Consider the following 20,691-nt stretch of genomic DNA (forward strand, 5'->3'; position numbering starts at 1 on the left):
TATTAAAGCATATGGATACACTTGACCGAATGCCTTTCAAGGCTCGTAAAGCCGTCTTCGAACGACTGGAAAAGATGGCTTCCAAAGCAAATATGACTCAAGAAGAAAGGGCACAATACGAAGAGGAATGGAAATTCTATAACGACTATTTCAATACGCTGGACTTCGCCCAAAAGAAAGGCTTGGAAGAAGGAAGAAAGAAAGGTCTGGAAGAAGGGTTAGAAGAAGGTAAGAAAGAAGGTAGAAAAGAAGGTAGGAAAGAAGGCAAAGAGGAAGGTATGCTGGAAGCCCGTATCGAAACTGCCCGAAAATTAAAAGAACTGGGAGTTGCCACTGAGGCTATTGCATCAGCAACTGGATTCTCACCCGATGAAATTGAAAGCCTATAATAATAAAAGAAAGGAGAGCTTGGTTGGCAAGCTCTCCTTTCTTTTATTTCGATATAAATGAGACTGTTATTTCTTCGCCAGCTCATTAATCACATTCATAATCTTCTGACCGATTTCTTCGGCAGCTTCCATTGTAGATGCTTCGCTATATACACGGATAATGGGTTCCGTATTACTCTTGCGCAAGTGCACCCATTTATCAGCAAAGTCAATCTTCACACCGTCGATGTCATTGATTTCTTCATCTTTATAGATTTCCTTTACCTTAGCAAGGATAGCGTCTACGTCAATTTCCGGAGTCAGGTCTACACGGTTCTTAGCGATAAAGTAAGGCGGATAAGTAGCGCGGAGTTCGCTGACTTTCTTTCCTTCGTGAGCCAAGTGGCTAAGGAATAAAGCGATACCTACCAATGCGTCACGTCCGTAGTGGCTGGCGGGATAGATTACTCCCCCGTTTCCTTCACCACCGATAACGGCATTGGTTGCTTTCATCTTCGTTACTACGTTCACTTCGCCTACGGCAGAAGCATTGTATTCCATACCGTATTTGCGGGTTACATCACGCAGGGCACGGGTAGAACTCAGGTTTGATACCGTGTTGCCCGGAGTATGCTTCAGTACATAGTCGGCAACAGTAACCAGTGTATATTCTTCACCGTACATTACCCCATTTTCGCAAATCATTGCCAGACGGTCAACATCAGGGTCCACTACAAATGCTACATCCGCTTTTCCACCTTTCATCAAGTTCATGATATCACCGAGGTTCTTTTCAAGCGGTTCCGGGTTGTGTTGGAAGTTTCCGGTAGGTTCGCAGTAGAGTTTTTCTACATGCTTCACACCCAGACGTTCCAAAAGTTCAGGAAGGATGATGCCGCCTACTGAATTGACACAGTCGATAGCTACACGGAAATCAGCCTTTTTAATAGCCTCAACATCTACCAGGTCAAGAGCCAATACGCTGTCGATATGTTTTTGATTGTAGGTAAGGTCTTTGCGATAAGAACCCAGGTGGTCTACATCTGCATAGTCAAATTCTTCAGCTTCGGCGATACGAAGTACTTCGTTACCTTCGGCTGCATTGAGGAATTCGCCATGTTCATTCAGCAATTTCAGCGCATTCCACTGTTTCGGGTTGTGAGAAGCTGTCAGGATAATACCGCCACAAGCGCCTTCCATTGTTACAGCTAGTTCTGTGGTCGGGGTAGAAGCCAGGTCGATGTCTACAACATCCCAGCCCATTCCCATCAAGGTGCCGACTACTACGTTTTTTACCATTTCACCTGAGATGCGGGCATCACGTCCCACTACAATTTTGTTGCTCTGTACTTTGCAAGTTTTGCGAATCAAAGTAGCATAAGCTGAGGTGAATTTAACAATGTCAAGCGGATTCAGTCCTTCACCCGCGCCTCCGCCGATTGTTCCGCGGATGCCAGAGATAGATTTGATTAGAGTCATAGGTTTCTTACTAAAAGATTTATTTAAATGTTAGTGTCTTAGCTTCGTCTTTTACGGAATTCCGTGATATCATAGAAGTAAGGAGTCACGTATTGTTGCGCTGACTGGTGTCCCATTTTTGAAGGAACGATAAGACGTACGTGAGCATTGTCACGCAGATAAGGCAATGCTAAAAGCCATCCTTGAGGCACAGCAGTACTTGCATAATATTGTCCCCATACATAGTCCATCTCTATGAATGTACCGGCTGAATAAGTTTCTGCTTTCACATAACGGAATACGGCAGGATAAGCATATAATTGTCCGGCATCCATGTATTCTTCCAAAGGAATATTGAAGGCTGCGAGTTCACGGGTATCAACGTTTGTTTCCGCATAACGGGTACAGATGATGTTGCCGTCTACAAATTTATAAGCATCTTTATCATTTACATCATAGTCTCCACGGTCTATAATCTGCATATATACCCCCTCACCGGAGAAGAAGACGAATTCATCATAAGCATCTCCATTCGCTTTCGCTTTCGTCACGGTATCATTCCGCTCGAATTCATCTACAGAAATCACATGAATCGCACTATCTTTGATAAACCTCTCTACAGCATTTTTCTCATCTTCCAGCATTTCTGCATAGGTCTTTGAATTGTCGCATGCCTGGAACAGACTTCCAGCGGTTAACAAGGAGAGAAATAAAAATACAAGTTTCTTCATTATCTGTTATTTAGCTATATTCCGTACAAATGTATCTTAAAATCATCAAAAGTTGAAAGGGGGAAGTTGAAAGTTCGTATCTTTTAACCTTTCCATATTCACTTTTAACCTTCCATCTTTAGCTTTTGGCTGTTAGTAATGGTTTATACTTCTCCAATGCTTTCTCGAAAACCGCTTTTGCTTCTTCCATCGTTCCGAAAAATTCACCGCCGGACGCGTTCAGATGCCCACCGCCGTGAAAAAATTCGGCAGCTAGCTGATTGCATGGGAAAGTCCCCACCGAACGAAGGGAAATCTTAATCATCGGCTTCTCGGTATCTTCCCGCAAAAAGCAGGAGAAACAGACGTTCTTGATGGTAAGAGGGATATTGACAAAACCCTCACTATCACCTTTTATATAATTAAACTTGCTTTGCTCGGCTTTTGTCAACGTTATCAATGCAGCGTTATAATCCGAATAAACAGTCATGTTCGACAATACGTATCCCATCAGGCGCAAACGGCTCTCGGAGTATGTATTGTAGACTTTACGGTAGATATCATCCTTGTCAATTCCTTTGGAAAGAAGTTCGCTGATGATGAAGTAAATCTCCCGGTTGTTCGAGTTGTAGGTAAAGCCACCGGTATCTGTCATCATACCTGTGTAAATGCATTCGGCACCTTCCTTGGATATGTCACTGAAATAACCCATCCGGCAAATCAGGCGGAATATCAGTTCGGAAGTAGAAGAAATCTTGGGATAAGACATGGTTATCTTACAGAATTCTTCGGGATACAAATGATGGTCTATCATTATCTTACGGGCAGGAGAAGCCGCTACAGCATCCGCCATATCGTCAATACGCTTCAATGCATTGAAATCCAGGCAACAGATTACGTCAGCTTCAGCTATCAGTTTGTCCGCAAAATCCTTGTAACGGTCGTACAGAAGAATATCCTTGCTACCCGGCATCCATCGCAGGAAGTCGGGAAAGGCGTTAGGCACGATTACGTTTACTGTCTTTTCCTGTGAGTCCAGAAAATGATATAATCCCAGTGAGGAACCAATGGCGTCGCCATCAGGAGATACATGAGATACAATTACTATTTTGTCAGCTCGTTCGAACCATTTGGTGAAATGGTCTATTTTGGCTTGTTCTATTACTTTTGTTAACATACTCATCTATTTTATCAGGGTGCAAATGTACGATAATTCTTTGTACTTAGAGCAAAAAGCAAACAGAACCTTCTTCGGATAAAGAGATAAAACGCAAACCGGATTGCCTGCACTCCTCTTCAAGACAGTTTCTGCGGCGTTCCGAAAGAGAGGCATCCAACAGGATACAGCCGGGAGCAAAGAGTTTGGTTAGTTCTTCCAGATGACCGTCATAGCCTTTGCATAAGTAAAGATAATCAATAGTATATAACGCAGAAACAGCCGATTTGTTCCGCCAACGGTTGTCGGTCACCATGCAGACACGGCATCCGTAATAGGATATTATTTGTTGCTGACGGGAAAATGCGCCGGTCTGACAATCGGCAGTTATTTCTTCCGGCAATAGAAGGTGATGGTGATTCCAATAGTTAGTTGCCACCCGTTTCAGAAGTTTCTTGTCCGGGAGTGTATCGGCATAGTTTATCCAGGAATGCCCGTCACTCTCAATGCAATGGACAGCCGGACAACCGCGCACATTGTAAAAGACCAGGCTGGACTGCGGACGGCCAATCCAATACATCATAATATGGCAAACACTTAATAACAGGATGGAACAAAGACAGATTATCAGATTCCTGCACCGTCGAACCTTGAAATAATAGAACAACAGAGACAGAAAGACATAAATACCGAATACTTCCAATTGATAAAGCCATATTCCATCAATAGATGAATAAGGTAGTTGTTCCACCCATCGTACAAATAGATTCAGAACTTCCAATAGTCTTCTTACTCCTTCCGCTACCCATACCTGAAACCACGAAATCGGAGTGAGGAACAACATAAGAATAGCAACATACAAGATGATGGTTACCAAAGGAATAACAACTAAATTAGTCAGCAGAAAGTGTGTGGAGAAGCGGGAAAAGTAAAACATTACCAGTGGAACCGTCCCCACTTGTGCAGCAATGGATACACTCAGTATTCCCCAAACATATTTACCTATTTTATTCTTCATTGTAAACAGACGGTAGACAGGTGGCTGAAGAAGTAAAATAGAAATTACTGCAACAAAAGAAAGTTGAAAGCCTACATCAAACAGCCATACCGGATTACAAAGCAACATTATCCAGGCAGTAGCAGCCAATGTATTCAAAGAAAAAGATTGGCGGCCGAATATATCCGCAACAGCCAAAAGAGAAAACATAGTGACCGAACGGACTACCGATGGTGAAAGTCCTGTAAGAAAGGCAAAAGCCCATAATAAAAGAAAGAGCAAAACAGCACGTACACATCGACCTGTTTTCCCTCTTTTGGCTAGTGGTTTCAAGATAAAGAGAAGCAAGGCACATAAAAGCCCGATATGCAGACCGGATAGAGCAAGAATATGACTTGCGCCGGCTATAGAATAGCTCTCACGAACCGACTCACTCAGGTCTGTCTTATCTCCTATGGTCAATGCAGAAAGCACGGCCAACTCATCACCATCAAATCCTAACTCACGATAAAGAGAGATTACTTTCCCTCGACAAGAGTTGGCTATATTCCTAAGATTAAGAATACTCATACCGGAAGAACGATTAACGGTACCGCCTGGCGGTAAAGATAAAGAAATGGGGGGTGAGTTTGAAGATAACAGAATCCACTTTCCGGATGGGACGTAGCCCGTTCCACTAATCCCCCTCCTCGTCAGATAGCGGGCATAATCAAATTCATCGAAGTTCTTATTGTTGACAGGTGGAGATATGCGGGTGGATACTAACAGTTCATCTCCGCTCTTTAATCGGGAACTTGCCGAATCTCGCTGCAGATAAAGGATTGATTTTCGTTCTATCGGGTAGCTGTCGATAGAGTCACAATGTTCCTTTAATAATACTTGGCAGAGATAAGTATGTTCCTTAGCTTGAGGCACGTCCGTTATCAAAACCCGATAAACAGTCTCCTCTTTCGGAAAAGTATAATCCGTTGTTTGTTGCAGTTGCCAAGTTATGCCAATCCATCCGCCTGTAAAACAAAGAGCAAAGACAATAATCCCGAAACACCAGCGCAATGCGTAACGTTCAAGGAAATAAAAGGCTATGGACAATCCAAAGAAAAAGCAGAATACAAGAATTCCCCAGAAGAGTTGCGGTGAACAACCGAAAAAGCGGTCACCACAAAAAACGCCTGCTATCCAAGGGATAATCAGGCGTATAGACGGATATTTATGAAGATAAAACGTATTCAACGCGTTATAACTACAAGTTATGCAGTTGGCGAATCATCCCTTCAGGGTCCGGGGCTGCAAAGACTGCATTGCCCGCCACCAAGGCATCGGCTCCTGCCTCAACGAGACGGGCACCTGTTTCCAAATTTACGCCCCCATCCACTTCAATCAAGGCTTTCGAACCTGTCCGTTCAATCAAGGCACGCAGTTCGCGTACTTTCTCTACTGAATGTTCTATGAACTTCTGTCCGCCGAATCCCGGATTAACACTCATGACAAGCACCATATATACATCTTGGATAATATCCTGGAGCAAAGCTACCGGAGTTGCCGGATTGATTGTCACGGCAGGTTGCATTCCAGCTTCCTTGATTTGCTGAATCACGCGGTGCAAGTGCGGACAAGCTTCATAATGCACGTTCATCGTATGAGCACCCAGTGCTTTCACTTCCGGAATAAACTTCTCCGGGTTTACAATCATCAGATGCACATCCAGCGGTTTCTTGCTCAACTTTGCAACATATTTCAGTACCGGAAAGCCGAATGATATATTAGGGACAAATACTCCGTCCATAATATCAATATGTACCCATTCCGCCTCACTGCGGTTCACCATTTCAATATCTTTCGCCAAGTATCCGAAATCGGCGGAAAGAATGGAAGGAGCGATAATTGGTTTCATAATTCTTTTATTTTAGGTTCGGTTTGTCTCAAATTCGAGACAGTTCATGTTATCTATATTATTGGGTTATTTCATCTTACATCCATCTGCCAGACGGTATCCGCGAAGCAATTCATCCGTTTTCAGACGTTTTTTGCCGGGGAATTGCAATGAAAGGACAGATACGAATCCATCCGGCACAGCTACCTTAATGTATTTCTTTCCATCCGACACAATCATTCCGACGGGCAGTTGGTGGGATTCGATAATCTTCTCGGTTTCAAAGACTTTCACGACTATGGTTTCGCCTTCAGAAGTAGTGAGTTCGCTCCATGCAGCAGGATAAGGGGATAGTCCGCGGATAAAATCATAGACTTTCTTCACCGGTTGGTTCCAGTCAATCCGGCAGGTATCCTTGAATATTTTCGGAGCGGAACGAAGCTCACCGACAACAGCCATTTCTTCTTGGGGTATCGGTTTCACCGTACCGTTCAAGATGGCATCTACCGTTTCAACCACCAATTTACCGCCTAACACCATCAGTTTATCATGCACCACTTCCACATTATCCGTATCCGCGATAGGCACACGGACTTGCTGGATTACTTCTCCGGTATCTATCTCATGTTTCAGGAAGAAAGTAGTAATACCCGTTTCCGTATCACCGTTAATTACTGCCCAGTTGATGGGAGCAGCCCCGCGATATTGGGGAAGCAGAGACGCATGAAGATTAAAAGTGCCCAATCGTGGCATATTCCATACCACCTCCGGCAACATACGGAAGGCTACTACAATCTGCAAATCCGCTTTCCATTCGCGCAATGCTTCCACAAAAGCCTCATCCTTCAACTTTTCCGGTTGAAGCAATGGCAAATTCTGTTCGAGCGCATATTGCTTGACAGGAGAATACTGTATTTTATGTCCACGTCCGGCAGGTTTATCGGGCATCGTTATCACACCCACGACGTTGTAACCACCTTCTACTAACTGCCGCAGGGCCTCCACCGCAAAATCGGGAGTACCCATATATACTATTCTTAAGTCTTCTTTTTTCATAACTAATCTTCCGAAAAATGTACCAGTACTTGTCGGTATGAGTTAAATATCTTCGATTTAGAGACAAAGCCTTCATAACGTCCTTCTTCGTCAACTACGGGAAGATTCCAGGCTTTGGTATCGTCAAACGTCTGCATCACCTGTTCCATTCCGTCCGTATTGAATATCTTGGCAGGAGCAGATGTCATTAATTTACTAACAGTGAAACGATGATAAAGTTCTTGACGGAACATAATGTTGCGGATATCGTCGAGCAAGACAATTCCCAACAGTTCACCTGTTTTCTTGTCTGTCACCGGGAACACGTTTCGGTGGGAAGCAGCGATGGCTTTCACCAATTCGCCCAAGTCCATTTCGGGATGCACGACAACAAAATCCTTTTCCACCACATTCTCCATTTTCATCAATGTCAGTACTGCTTTATCTTTGTGATGAGTAAGCAGTTGTCCCCTCTTTGCCAAACGCATGGAGTAGATACTATGGGGCTCGAACGCGATAATTGTCAGATACGAACTCACAGATACAATCATCAGCGGAAGGAACAAGTCATACCCACCGGTCAGTTCTGCAATCAGGAACACCCCTGTCAATGGGGCGTGCATAACTCCGCTCATTACTCCAGCCATTCCCATCAAAGCGAAATTCTTTTCGGGCAGATAGGCAGAAAATTCAAAGTCATTGCTGAAATGGGAAAAGACGAACCCGGCAATACACCCCAGGTACAGTGAAGGAGCAAAGATACCGCCACAACCACCGCCACCGTTCGTCGCACTGGATGCAAAAACTTTCAGCAGGATAATCAGTATCAGATATACCAGCAACAGGTTGCCATAGCCGTAGAACATAGAGTTGTTCATCACCGTATCCCACTCCGCGGCAGACGTACCATTCAACAAAAGGTTAATCGTATCGTATCCTTCACCGTAAAGAGGCGGGAAAAGGAAAATCAGTATGCTCAACATCACGCCACCGAAAGCCAGTTTTTTATAAGGATTCTTCAGTTTCCCGAAAACGCCTTCCACTGAGTTCATGGCACGTGTGAAATAGAGAGAAATCAGTCCGCAAAAGATGCCCAAAAGGATAACGAAAGGAATACGTTCCAATTCGAATGCCTGGTCGAGATGAAACTTGAACATGGCTTCCGTACCGGTAGTTATATAGGAAACGGTAGCCGCCGTCACTGCCGAAATCAGCAGAGGAAGCAGAGAAGACATGGTCAGGTCAATCATCAGCACTTCCAAAGTAAATACCAGTCCGGCAATCGGTGCCTTAAAGATACCGGCAATGGCGCCTGCCGCTCCACAGCCTACGAGCAACATCAAGGTACGATGCTCCATCTTGAATACGCTTCCCAAATTGGAGCCGATAGCCGAACCTGTCAGGACAATCGGTGCCTCTGCTCCTACCGAACCACCGAATCCGATGGTTATCGCACTGGCGATGGTGGACGACCAGATATTATGTCGTTTGATGCGTCCCTGCCTGCGGGAAATGGCATATAGAATCTTGGTTACTCCGTGGCTGATGTCATCTTTGACAATGTTACGCACAAACCAGCCTGCCAAAAAGATTCCGACTACCGGATATACCAGATACAGGTAGTTGGCTTCCGTTGCATTGAAATTATCGGTCAGGAAATTCTGTATCTGGTGGATAAAGAACTTCAATATCAAAGCGGCAAACGCTGTGAAGATTCCGACCAGGAAACTTAATATCAGGATAAATTGCTTTTCCTTTATATTAGCTTCGCGCCATTTGATGCAACGCTGCAATAAACTCAGTTTTTCCTCTTTCATTTATTCGCGAATTATCTTAATCACTCCACCTTTGTCCAACTTAATAATACTTGAGGGTTTCGGCCGGCTCATATCCTCTTGGCGAAAGCCGACGATATAGTCTACTGCCGATTTGATTTCATCACTGATTTCGCTGAAGTTAGCGGCACCGGGCTGTCCGCTCACATTCGCCGATGTAGAAACAATCGCTTTGCGGAATTGCTGGCAAAGGCGTCTGGAGAAATCCTCGTTGGTGACACGTATACCCACACTTCCGTCTTCCGCCAACAGGTTCGGTGCCAGATTCCGTGCACCGGAATAAATTATCGTCAACGGCTTGTCGGCTACTTCAATCAAATCCCATGCTACATCGGGAACGTCTTGTACATAAAAATCCACCTTCACGGGAGTGTCTACCAATACCAGCATAGCCTTGCTGTCAGCACGTTTCTTAATCTCATATACACGGCGTACAGCCTCTTCGTTAGTCGCGTCGCAGCCTATACCCCAAACGGTATCGGTGGGATAGAGAATCACTCCTCCTTCATTCATCACCTGACAGGCTTTTTTAATATCTTCTATCATTTCTTGATTAATTTCTGTTGAGAATAACACGCAAAAGTAGTACTTTTGCGCCGAATTCAAAAAGATTAAGTGAAAACAATGGAAGAAATCGTATTTCACCACACGTTGCCTATTCAGTTGCGCTTCAATGACGTAGACAAATTCGGTCATGTCAACAACACTGTTTATTTCTCTTTTTACGATTTAGGGAAGACTGAATACTTCGCTTCAGTATGTCCGGGAGTAGATTGGGAAAAGATCGGCATCGTTGTCGTTCATATCGAAGCGGATTTCGTAAAGCAGATTTTTGCGTCAGACCACATTGCCGTGCAGACGGCTGTCTCCAAGATAGGCACCAAGAGCTTTCACCTGATTCAACGGGTAATCGATACGGATACGAACGAGGTTAAATGCATCTGCAAGTCTATCATGGTGACTTTCGATTTGGAGAAACATGAGTCTATGCCGCTGACCAAAGAATGGATAGAGGCGATATGTAATTATGAAGGACGGAATTTGCAGAAAGCGTAAATTGGATATCTCATAAATAATGGGATACCAAACAAGCAAAACCAGTTTCTTCGAAAAAGTTTTATTTTGATTCATGTCAGCTATATAACAGAAAATACCTATTTTTGCACTTTATTACTAAGGCATAAAATATCTAGTACAGAAAATGATAGCTGACAAAAGTATAAATTTAGATACCCTTTATAAAGTATTGTTTGAAGACGAGAAACTGGAACTCTCCGAAGAATGTATTCGAAAAGTAGAGGAAAGTTTCAATTTCCTGCAATCTTTCTCCAGCGATAAGATTATTTATGGTATCAATACCGGGTTCGGCCCGATGGCACAATACAGAATAGAAGACCAGTCATTGATTGAACTTCAATACAATATCATCCGAAGCCACTCTACCGGTGCCGGAAAACCGCTCCCCGAACTTTATGTGAAAGCAGCTATGATTGCCCGCCTGTACACTTTCCTGCAAGGAAAATCGGGAGTGCACGTGGAACTGGTATCGCTTCTTTCCGAATTTATCAATCGTGGCATATCCCCTTTTATCCCCGAACACGGAAGCGTAGGCGCCAGCGGCGACCTCGTGCAACTGGCTCACATAGCCCTGACATTGATAGGAGAAGGAGAAGTCTTCTATCAGGGAAAATTGCGTGATGCCGCCACCGTACTCCGGAAAAATGGTCTGAAACCCTTCTCTATGCGTATCCGTGAAGGATTATCCGTGACCAACGGAACTTCCGTAATGACAGGAATCGGCATCGTCAACCTGATTTATGCCCGAAAACTACTTCGCTGGTCGGTAGCCGCTTCCGTTATGATGAACGAAGTCGCCGCCTCTTACGATGACTTTATGGCTCAGGCACTGAACGAAGCCAAACATCACCGCGGGCAACGGGAAATTGCCGCTATGATGCGGGAATGGGTAAGTGGCAGCCAATGCGTGCTCCAAAGAGAGAACGAACTGTATAACCAAGTACACAAAGAAAAAATCTTCGAACATAAAGTACAGCCCTATTACTCTCTGCGCTGTGTTCCGCAAATACTCGGCCCCATTTATGACGAACTGGAGAATGCGGAAGAAGTATTAATCAATGAGATAAACTCCGCTTGCGACAATCCGATTGTCGACCCGGAAACACAGAATATTTATCATGGCGGCAATTTTCACGGAGACTATATCTCCTTCGAAATGGACAAACTGAAAATCGCCGTGACCAAGCTCACTATGCTTTGCGAAAGACAAATCAACTATTTGTTCCATGACCGCATCAACGGCATCCTGCCGCCATTTGTCAATTTAGGAGTGTTGGGACTGAATTACGGTCTGCAGGCATCCCAGTTCACGGCAACGTCCACCACCGCCGAATGCCAGACCTTATCGAACCCGATGTACGTCCACAGTATCCCCAACAACAATGACAATCAGGATATTGTCAGTATGGGTACTAACTCCGCCTTATTAGCAAAAACTGTCATTGAGAATTCCTATCAAGTGATGGCTATTCAGTTCATGGGGATGGTACAGGCTGTCGACTATCTGAAGATACAGGAGAAACTAAGTCCGAAAAGCCGGCAGGTTTACGATGAAATTCGTAGCTTCTTCCCTGTTTTCACCAATGACACACCTAAATATAAAGAGATAGAAGCCATGATAGCTTATCTCAAAAAAGAAAATAAATAAAATGAAATACGCATTAGTAACCGGTGGAAGCCGAGGTATCGGCCGTGCCGTCAGTTGCAAACTGGCGGAAATGGGCTACTTTATACTTATCAATTATCAGAGTAACGATGCGGAAGCGGAAAAGACATTGCAATCAGTACGGGAGAAAGGGAGCGACGGCGAATTGATGAAGTTCGACGTCACTGATTCCGAAGCGATTGCCGTTGCTTTGGGCAACTGGTCTTCACTGCATCCCGACGAATATATCGAAGTGCTGGTCAATAATGCGGGCATCCGCAAGGACAACCTGATGTTATGGATGACAGGCGAAGAATGGAGTAAAGTGCTCGACATCAGCCTGAACGGTTTCTTCCATGTGACACAGCCTTTATTGAAGAACATGCTGGTGAAACGCTACGGGCGCATCGTGAATATCGTATCCTTGTCAGGTATCCAGGGAATGCCGGGACAGGCCAATTACTCGGCAGCCAAAGGCGGTGTGATTGCCGCGACCAAAGCGCTGGCACAGGAAGTAGCCAAGAAGAAAGTGACGGTCAACGCGGTGGCTCCGGGATTTATCCGCACAGACATGACCGAAGGAATTGACGAAAACGAATGGAAGAAGCATATCCCAGCGGGACGTTTCGGAACTCCGGAAGAAGTGGCCGACCTGGTAGGTTTTCTGGCATCTCCGGCATCATCCTACATCACGGGAGAGGTAATTTCCATCAACGGCGGACTATATACTTAAAAACAAAAGCATAGAATAGACTAAAATAATGAAAAGAGTTGTTATCACGGGAATGGGGATTTATTCTTGCATCGGCAAGAACCTGGATGAAGTAAAAGACTCACTATACAATGGGAAATCGGGTATCGGCATAGACCCGGTACGGAAAGAACTAGGTTATTTTTCCGCACTTACAGGTATCTTGGAACGTCCCGACCTGAAAAAGTTACTGGACCGGCGGAAACGTCATTGTCTGCCGGAACAGGGAGAATATGCTTATCTTGCGACGTTAGAGGCTTTCCGCAATGCCGGCATTGATGAAGCTTTCCTCGAAAGCAACGAAGTCGGTATCCTGTATGGCAACGACAGCAGTGCCGCCCCTGTCATCAATGCGGTGGACATTATCCGTGAAAAGAAGAATACGGCACTGGTCGGTTCCGGTTCCATCTTCCAGTCGATGAACTCTACCGTGACAATGAACCTGTCTGTCATTTTCAAGCTAAGGGGTGTCAACTTTACCATCGCAGGAGCCTGCGCCAGCGGTTCGCATGCCATCGGTATGGGATATCTGCTTATCAAATCGGGATTGCAGGACTGTATCTTATGCGGCGGCGCGCAGGAAGTGAACCCGTATGCCGTAGGTAGTTTTGACGGGTTAAGCGCTTTCTCCACCCAGGAAGCAGAACCGGAAAAGGCTTCGAAACCTTTCGATAAGCGACGGGACGGACTGATACCAAGCGGTGGAGCCGCCAGTCTGGTGCTCGAAAGCTACGAATCTGCCGTGAAAAGAGGCGCGCCTATTCTGGCTGAAGTGGTCGGATACGGTTTTTCATCCAATGGCGAACATATTTCCGTGCCGAATGTAGACGGCCCCAGGCGTTCTTTGCAAATGGCAATCAAGGATGCAGGTATTGCGCTCGAACGTATCAAATATATCAATGCGCACGCCACTTCAACCCCGGTAGGCGACTTGAACGAAGCGAAAGCCATCGCGGAGGTGTTTGCCGGACACCGCCCATATGTAGCTTCCACCAAGTCCATGACAGGACATGAGATGTGGATGGCGGGTGCCAGTGAGGTAATCTACTCCACCCTGATGATGAACAACAATTTCATCGCTCCCAATCTCAACTTTGAGGAGCCGGACGAAGCCTCGGCGCAGTTGAACATTCCGGCGCAACGGGTAGACCTGGAGTTCGACACGTTCCTATCCAACTCCTTCGGATTCGGTGGAACCAATTCCACTCTGATAGTGCGTAAATTCAATAAATAATAGATTAAAAGAGAAACCATATGACAAACGAAGAAATCATCGAGAAAATAAGAACCACTCTGGCAGAAGAGTTTGAAGTAGACATCGACGTCATCCAGCCGGATGCACCGCTAATGGAAACTCTCGAACTGGACAGCCTGGACTTGGTCGACATGGTGGTACTAGTAGAAAAGAATTTCGGATTTAACGTGACCGGACAGGATTTTGCCGGTATCAAGACCTTCCAGGACTTCTACAATCTTGTTATTACCCGTATGCAGGAAGCTAAATAAGTATGTCAACGTGGAAAGGCAAAACCAGAGGTGGAACATTCGGATACTTATTCTTTATTTATTTGATTAAGTATCTGGGCATCACTGCCGCTTATATTTTCTTGAGCCTGGTAGTCCTCTATTTTATACCGTTCGCCCCGAAAGCGACGAAAAGCACCTGGTTTTATGCCCGCCACATCCTGAAATACAGCCGGATACGTTCTGTGGGAATGTTGCTGCGCAACTATTACCGGCTGGGACAGATTCTGATTGACAAGGTAGCCATCGGCAACGGGAAAGCAGACCGGTACCGGTTTGAGTTTGAACGATATCCGGAGTTTCTGCGGTTATTGGACAGCGAACAGGGAGTGATTATGATTGGCGCCCATGTGGGAAACTGGGAAATAGGCGTTCCTTTCTTTGATGATTACGGAAAGAAAATCAATATCGTGATGTACGATGCCGAGCATCGCAAAATCAAGGAGATGTTGGAGAAAAACGGGCGGGAGAAGGAATACAAGATTATCCCTGTCAATGAAGACAATCTGACACACGTTTTCCGCATCACCGAAGCGTTGAACAAAAAAGAATATGTCTGTTTTCAAGGCGACCGCTACCTGAATAAGGAAAAGCTACTGACAGGCAGATTGTTGGGACAGGAAGCCCCTTTCCCTGCCGGACCTTTCTTGTTGGCTTCGCGAATGAAAGTACCTGTCGTGTTTTATTTCGCCATGCGGGAACCGGGAAGAACGTACCGTTTTCATTTCATCGTGGCGGAGCCGGTGGTACGAAACAAAGATAAGAAAGCGGAGACTGCTCTGCTCGAACAATATACCGTTGCCTTGGAACAGATACTAAAGCGTTATCCGGAACAATGGTTTAATTATTACCCCTTCTGGAAACCTGCCGGAAAGCAGTCACCAGATTCAAAAGAAAGACAAAAAGATGCAACAGAACAGATATGACAAAGAGCCGTTGACAGCGGTAGAAGCTCAACGCCTGGCACAGGAGATAGCTTTCGGCCCCATTGTATTTCAGGTATCGCGATTGATGCTTAAATTCGGTATTTTCCAGTTACTTGCGGACCACCGGAACGGACGGACGCAGGAAGAAATCAGCAAGGCTTGCGGACTGTCTTCCTATGCCGCACAAGTGTTATTGGAAGCATCGTTGACAATCGGAACGGTGTTGCTGCACGAAGGCCGGTACTCACTCGCCAAAGCCGGATGGTTCCTGCTTAATGACAAGATGGTGCGTGTCAACATGGACTTTAACCATGATGTCAATTATCTGGGTATGTTCCATCTTGAAGAAGCTCTGACCAACGGACGCCCCGAAGGGCTGAAAGTATTCGGAGAATGGAGTACGATTTATGAAGGATTGTCCAGTCTGCCGTCACAAGTACAGAAGAGTTGGTTTGGTTTCGACCACTATTATTCGGATTGCTCGTTTGACGAAGCACTGGCTATCGTTTTCGCCCGTCATCCCAAGACTTTGTTGGACGTAGGCGGCAATACCGGTCGTTGGGCAACAAAATGTGTAGGCTATGACGCCGCAGTGGAAGTGACCATCATGGACCTGCCGCAACAACTGGAGATGATGCGCCAACAGACCAAAGAACTGCCCGGAGCAGCACGTATCCACGGGCACGGAGCTAACCTGCTCGACCCGAAAGTTCCTTTCCCCACGGGATTCGACGCCATTTGGATGAGCCAGTTCCTCGATTGCTTCTCGGAAGAAGAAGTGACCAGCATACTGACACGTGCCGCCCGCTCTATGGACAAAGAAAGCCGGCTCTATATCATGGAGACTTTCTGGAACCGGCAGAAGTTTGATACAGCCGCCTACTGCCTGACGCAAATCAGCCTCTACTTCACAGCAATGGCAAACGGCAACAGCAAGATGTACCATTCGGACGACATGAAACGATGCATCGAAGCAGCCGGACTGGAAATAGAAGAAATGCACGACCACCTGGGAATGGGACACAGTATTGTACAGTGCAAACTGAAAACTACCACAGAAAATAATGCGGATTAAGATGAACAGGGAAGCTATCATACACGGAGAAGGAATACTCGGACTGATTCCGCAACGCCCGCCTATTGTCATGGTGGACAGTTTCTTCGGCATTGAAGAGAACTGTTCATATTCCGGACTGACCGTCACGCCCGATAATATATTCTGCGAAGCAGGAAAACTGCAAGAACCGGGAATCATCGAGCACATCGCCCAATCGGCAGCCGCACGTATCGGGTTTATCTACACCCGGCAAGGCGCACAGGTTCCGCTAGGCTTTATCGGTTCGGTGGACAAACTCAGGATTTATGATTTACCGGAAGTGGGAATGAAGCTATTTACCGAGATTACCGTCGTGCAGGAAGTATTCGATATTACCCTGATTGCCGCACAAGTAAAAGCCGATGAGAAGCTGATAGCCGAATGTCGGATGAAAATATTTATCAAGAAAGGATGAAACGGAAAACGAGTCAACATACGCCCGCTCTGACCAACCGGACTACATTCAAAGTACGGTTCAGCGAAATAGATTCCATGCAAATCGTATGGCACGGTGAGTACGTGCGTTATTTTGAAGACGGAAGGGAAGCCTTCGGCAAGCAGTACGGTCTGGATTATATGAGTATTTACCGCGAAGGGTACATGGTTCCCATTGTCGACTTGACCTGCCAGTTCAAGCAGTCGTTATCTTTCGGTGAAGAGGCAATTGTCGAGACACGCTATATCGTCTGCGAAGCCGCCAAGATAAAGTTCGAATATGTTATCTATCGGGCTAGCGACCAGAGCGTAGTAGCTACCGGAAGCACAATGCAAGTATTCCTGAACCTGAATAAAGAACTGGAACTTATTAATCCGCCGTTTTATATGGAATGGAAAAAGAAATGGAACATTCTCTGAACATATATATTACAGCTCATACGCTTATTACTTCGCTGGGCTTCGGCATACAGGAAAATACGGAAGCTATCCGTGCCTGCCGGAGTGGTATCCGCATTCAGGAGGCCGGACGGATATCCGACAGCCCGCTACTGGCAGGTATGATTGACGCTGCCGAATTGGAAAGACGGGCGAAACAGATGCAGATAACGGATTATACCCGTATGGAACAACTATTTATCTTGGCTGTTCAAGAGGTGATTTCCCAGTCGGGAGCCAGTCTCCGTGAACCGGATTGTGCCTTACTGCTCTCTACGACAAAAGGGAATGTCGATTTATTAAGTAAGCAGGTTGCTTCGGACGAACTGGTTGCTCCGGGTGAATCGAACGGTTCGTCTATACAGCTTCCAACGGACAGTCCTGCCTTTCTTTGGAAAATGGCGGAGCGAATCGGCAACTTTTTCGGAGCCTGCAATCAGGTAGATGTCATTTCCAATGCCTGCATATCAGGAGTTTCGGCACTCATTGTAGCTAAAAGGCAGATAGAATCGGGACGTTACAAACGGGTCATCGTTGCCGGTGGAGATATTCTGTCTCATTTTATCACCAGCGGATTCCTGTCTTTCCGGTCTGTCAGCGCACAGCGCTGCCGACCTTACGATATCCAACGGGACGGATTAAGCTTGGGCGAAGCCTGCGGAGCCGTTCTTTTAGAAACTCAAGGAAACGCCAATGATATTATTCTCTCCGGTGGAGCTGTCAGCAATGATGCCAACCACATATCCGGTCCTTCCCGGACGGGAGACGGACTGGCACTAGCTATCAACCAGGCAATGGAAGAAGCCGGAGTAACTCCCGGAGACATCAGCTTTATCAATGCACACGGGACAGCTACCGTTTATAATGATGAAATGGAATCCAAAGCTATCCATCTGGCAGGATTATCAACTGTTCCGGTGAATAGTTTGAAGCCTTATTTCGGACATACGTTAGGAGCTTCGGGTATTATTGAAACTATCCTTTGTATGGAGCAGTTGAAAACAGGAATACTTTACGGGACTTTAGGCTACGAAACACTCGGTGTTCCTATGCCTGTCACCGTCTATGGCACGCATCAACCGATACCGATGAAATGTTGCGTCAAGACCGCTTCCGGTTTCGGTGGATGCAATGCCGCAGTTGTATTATCTCTTCCTGCCGCTCGTCGCCGCCAAAAACAGGTTCCTTTTTCCAAGGCACTCACCGAATCTGTGAACAGTATCACTATCAGACCGGGGGTGGTAGAGCGTGACGGAACAGTCATATTCAACTCTTCAGAGACGGACTTTGCACCGTTTATCCGGGAAGCCTATAAGAACTTGGGAGACAACAATATGAAGTTCTATAAAATGGATGACCTGTGTAAACTGGGATACGTGGCTGCCGGCTACTTATTGAAAGAAACTGATTATCAGCCGGAAGAGATTGGAATTATTCTTGCCAACGCTTCTTCATCGCTGGATACGGACTGCAAACATCAGACCCTTATCAGCAAGGAAGGAGACAAAGCCGCCAGTCCCGCCGTATTTGTCTATACGCTCCCCAATGTAGTGCTGGGTGAGATTTGCATCCGGCATAAGATAAAGGGAGAGAATACTTTCTTTGTCTGTCCGCATTACGAGCCTGATTCTTTAGAGGATTACGCACGTATCGTAATGGCTAAAGGGAAGTTGCGCACCTGCATCATAGGCTGGTGCGAACTGATGGACGGACAATATCAGGCAGAATTTAAACAACTTACTAATATATCAACGACTTATTAATAACATATCAACAACTTATGGATAATTCAAATCAAACCCCAAGAGAACTGATGGACGAAGTGAAAGGTAAACTCATTGAAGAGTTAAACCTGGAAGAAATCACTCCGGAAGATATAGACGACGAAGCACCCCTGTTCGGAGATGAAGGCCTTGGTCTTGACTCTATCGACGCCCTCGAAATCATACTGATTCTGGAACGTGAATATGGTATTAAAATAGAAAATCCGGGCGAAGGAAAGCAAATCTTCTATTCGGTACGCACACTGTCTGATTACATTGCAGCCAATCGTAAAGCCTGACGCATGAAGATTTATGTCACCGGACTGGGAGTTGTTTCGGGCATCGGCATCGGAGTTTCCGAAAACATAGAGGCTTTGAGACAAGGGAAACATGGCATCGGAAAAGTAACTCTTTTCCCGACTGCCCTCGACGTGCCCGTATCCGAAGTAAAGCATAGCAATGAGGAACTGAAACAATTGCTGGGCATCCCTCCGCAACGGACTGTCTCACGCACAGCATTGTTGGGAATGGTGGCGGCTAAAGAAGCGCTGGAAGATGCCGGACTGAATCAGAAAACATCACAGCATGCACAGCAACCGTCACAGCATACACACCAAGACTCTCAGCATACACAACAGGACTCTCAACCTTTACGTATCGGTTTTATTTCTGCAACTTCTGTCGGCGGCATGGATTTAAGCGAGCATTTCTATGAATCTTTCAAAGAGAATCCCGAACGGGGACGATTGCGTGAAGTCATCTCCCACGACTGCGGAGCCAGTACGGAACTGATTGCTTCCTACTTGGGCATCAACGATTTCATAACAACCATCAGTACCGCCTGTTCGTCAGCCGCCAACGCCATCATGTTGGGAGCAAGGATGATAAAACACGGGGTATTGGATGCTGTCGTTGTCGGGGGAACGGACGCACTTTGCCGGTTCACACTGAACGGATTCAACTCTCTTATGATTCTGGATAAGGCACATTGCCGTCCCTTTGACCGTTCGCGTACGGGACTCAACCTCGGAGAAGGGGCAGGTTACTTAGTGCTTCAACCGGAAAGCTCACTCCGGCGAACTCCTTATTGCGAACTAAGCGGTTACGCCAATACAAACGAAGCCTATCACCAGACGGGAAGTTCTCCAGAAGGAGACGGCGCCTTTCTGTCAATGAGCGAAGCAATCGCTTCGAGCGGTATTTCTCCCGAAGAGATAGACTATATCAATGTGCACGGTACAGGCACTCCCGGCAACGATGCATCGGAAGGAATGGCATTACGGAGAATCTTCGGAGAGCACGTTCCGCCGTTCAGTTCGGTGAAAGCCTTTATCGGACATACTTTAGGAGCTTCCGAAGGGATTGAAGCGGTATATTCCGTTCTTTCCATATATAAAGGTATGACTTACCCGAACCTGAACTTCACGGACGCGATGCCCGAAACGGGACTGACATACAAAACGGGACTGATACCGGAAACGACTTTCCGGGAAGGAATCCCCGTCCGCCATGTATTATCCAACTCTTTCGGTTTCGGTGGGAACGATTCATCGCTTCTTTTTTCCGCAACTAATATTCCGCAAGGAACGAATCTTTAAGTTATTATG

The 20,691-nt window shown here is 45.9% G+C and carries 20 protein-coding genes and 1 pseudogene; 13 read left to right on the forward strand and 8 right to left on the reverse strand.

Annotated elements, in window-relative coordinates; translation table 11 throughout:
• Positions 1–389 (forward strand): annotated as a pseudogene (locus tag RDN93_RS11915) (hypothetical protein); the annotation flags it as partial.
• A gap of 66 nt (positions 390–455) precedes the next feature.
• Here the strand turns inward: RDN93_RS11915 and glmM are convergent.
• The 8 genes from glmM to RDN93_RS11955 all read right to left on the reverse strand — a co-directional run bounded on the left by glmM (position 456) and on the right by RDN93_RS11955 (position 9,975).
• Positions 456–1,847: a phosphoglucosamine mutase gene (gene glmM, locus RDN93_RS11920; protein WP_308745744.1), complete on the reverse strand. Its 1,392-nt coding sequence runs from the start codon at positions 1,845–1,847 to the stop codon at positions 456–458.
• A gap of 38 nt (positions 1,848–1,885) precedes the next feature.
• Complete coding sequence (locus RDN93_RS11925; protein WP_308745745.1) at positions 1,886–2,557, reverse strand: DUF4827 domain-containing protein; 672 nt, start codon at positions 2,555–2,557, stop codon at positions 1,886–1,888.
• 118 nt (positions 2,558–2,675) lie between these two features.
• Complete coding sequence (locus RDN93_RS11930; RefSeq protein ID WP_175631105.1) at positions 2,676–3,713, reverse strand: bifunctional oligoribonuclease/PAP phosphatase NrnA; 1,038 nt, start codon at positions 3,711–3,713, stop codon at positions 2,676–2,678.
• 46 nt (positions 3,714–3,759) lie between these two features.
• Entirely contained in the window at positions 3,760–5,919 is a 2,160-nt protein-coding gene (locus RDN93_RS11935) for a ComEC/Rec2 family competence protein (protein ID WP_308745746.1), read from the reverse strand.
• A 10-nt stretch (positions 5,920–5,929) separates the two neighbouring features.
• Entirely contained in the window at positions 5,930–6,580 is a 651-nt protein-coding gene (rpe, locus tag RDN93_RS11940) for a ribulose-phosphate 3-epimerase (RefSeq protein ID WP_308745747.1), read from the reverse strand.
• A 66-nt stretch (positions 6,581–6,646) separates the two neighbouring features.
• Positions 6,647–7,615 (reverse strand): methionyl-tRNA formyltransferase, encoded by a 969-nt coding sequence (gene fmt / locus RDN93_RS11945; protein ID WP_308745748.1) that lies wholly within the window; start codon positions 7,613–7,615, stop codon positions 6,647–6,649.
• Between the two features lie 2 nt (positions 7,616–7,617).
• Entirely contained in the window at positions 7,618–9,411 is a 1,794-nt protein-coding gene (locus RDN93_RS11950) for a chloride channel protein (protein ID WP_308745749.1), read from the reverse strand.
• The gene (locus RDN93_RS11955) at positions 9,412–9,975 is read right to left on the reverse strand and encodes an L-threonylcarbamoyladenylate synthase (protein ID WP_308745750.1); all 564 of its coding nucleotides are present in this window, start codon (positions 9,973–9,975) and stop codon (positions 9,412–9,414) included.
• Between the two features lie 78 nt (positions 9,976–10,053).
• Between RDN93_RS11955 and RDN93_RS11960 the strand changes: the two genes are divergently transcribed.
• The 12 genes from RDN93_RS11960 to RDN93_RS12015 all read left to right on the forward strand — a co-directional run bounded on the left by RDN93_RS11960 (position 10,054) and on the right by RDN93_RS12015 (position 20,682).
• Positions 10,054–10,485 (forward strand): thioesterase family protein, encoded by a 432-nt coding sequence (locus tag RDN93_RS11960; protein WP_308745751.1) that lies wholly within the window; start codon positions 10,054–10,056, stop codon positions 10,483–10,485.
• Positions 10,486–10,630: 145 nt separating this feature from the next.
• Positions 10,631–12,154, forward strand: a complete 1,524-nt coding sequence (locus RDN93_RS11965; RefSeq protein WP_308745752.1) for an aromatic amino acid ammonia-lyase — start codon at positions 10,631–10,633, stop codon at positions 12,152–12,154.
• 1 nt (position 12,155) lies between these two features.
• Positions 12,156–12,884 (forward strand): 3-oxoacyl-ACP reductase FabG, encoded by a 729-nt coding sequence (fabG, locus tag RDN93_RS11970; protein WP_308745753.1) that lies wholly within the window; start codon positions 12,156–12,158, stop codon positions 12,882–12,884.
• 28 nt (positions 12,885–12,912) lie between these two features.
• Positions 12,913–14,136, forward strand: coding sequence for a beta-ketoacyl-[acyl-carrier-protein] synthase family protein (locus tag RDN93_RS11975; RefSeq protein ID WP_308745754.1), 1,224 nt, complete (start codon positions 12,913–12,915; stop codon positions 14,134–14,136).
• Positions 14,137–14,156: 20 nt separating this feature from the next.
• On the forward strand, positions 14,157–14,408 hold the full coding sequence (locus tag RDN93_RS11980) for an acyl carrier protein (RefSeq protein WP_024986853.1): 252 nt from the start codon (positions 14,157–14,159) through the stop codon (positions 14,406–14,408).
• Positions 14,409–14,410: 2 nt separating this feature from the next.
• The gene (locus RDN93_RS11985; RefSeq protein ID WP_308745755.1) at positions 14,411–15,352 is read left to right on the forward strand and encodes an acyltransferase; all 942 of its coding nucleotides are present in this window, start codon (positions 14,411–14,413) and stop codon (positions 15,350–15,352) included.
• Positions 15,333–16,427, forward strand: coding sequence for a class I SAM-dependent methyltransferase (locus RDN93_RS11990; RefSeq protein ID WP_308745756.1), 1,095 nt, complete (start codon positions 15,333–15,335; stop codon positions 16,425–16,427). The genes RDN93_RS11985 and RDN93_RS11990 overlap by 20 nt, the downstream gene beginning before the upstream one ends.
• 1 nt (position 16,428) lies before the next feature.
• Positions 16,429–16,863, forward strand: a complete 435-nt coding sequence (locus tag RDN93_RS11995) for a hypothetical protein (protein WP_024986851.1) — start codon at positions 16,429–16,431, stop codon at positions 16,861–16,863.
• A complete protein-coding gene (locus RDN93_RS12000; protein WP_308745757.1) occupies positions 16,860–17,303 on the forward strand; it encodes an acyl-CoA thioesterase in 444 nt (147 codons plus the stop codon). The genes RDN93_RS11995 and RDN93_RS12000 overlap by 4 nt, the downstream gene beginning before the upstream one ends.
• A complete protein-coding gene (locus RDN93_RS12005; RefSeq protein WP_308745758.1) occupies positions 17,288–19,084 on the forward strand; it encodes a beta-ketoacyl-[acyl-carrier-protein] synthase family protein in 1,797 nt (598 codons plus the stop codon). Before RDN93_RS12000 ends, RDN93_RS12005 begins: the two co-directional genes overlap by 16 nt.
• Positions 19,085–19,101: 17 nt before the next feature.
• Entirely contained in the window at positions 19,102–19,383 is a 282-nt protein-coding gene (locus RDN93_RS12010; RefSeq protein WP_022137629.1) for a phosphopantetheine-binding protein, read from the forward strand.
• A 3-nt stretch (positions 19,384–19,386) separates the two neighbouring features.
• Positions 19,387–20,682, forward strand: a complete 1,296-nt coding sequence (locus tag RDN93_RS12015) for a beta-ketoacyl-[acyl-carrier-protein] synthase family protein (RefSeq protein ID WP_308745759.1) — start codon at positions 19,387–19,389, stop codon at positions 20,680–20,682.
• Positions 20,683–20,691: the final 9 nt, after the last annotated feature.

This window comes from uncultured Bacteroides sp. (assembly GCF_902491285.1).
Classification (GTDB): domain Bacteria; phylum Bacteroidota; class Bacteroidia; order Bacteroidales; family Bacteroidaceae; genus Bacteroides.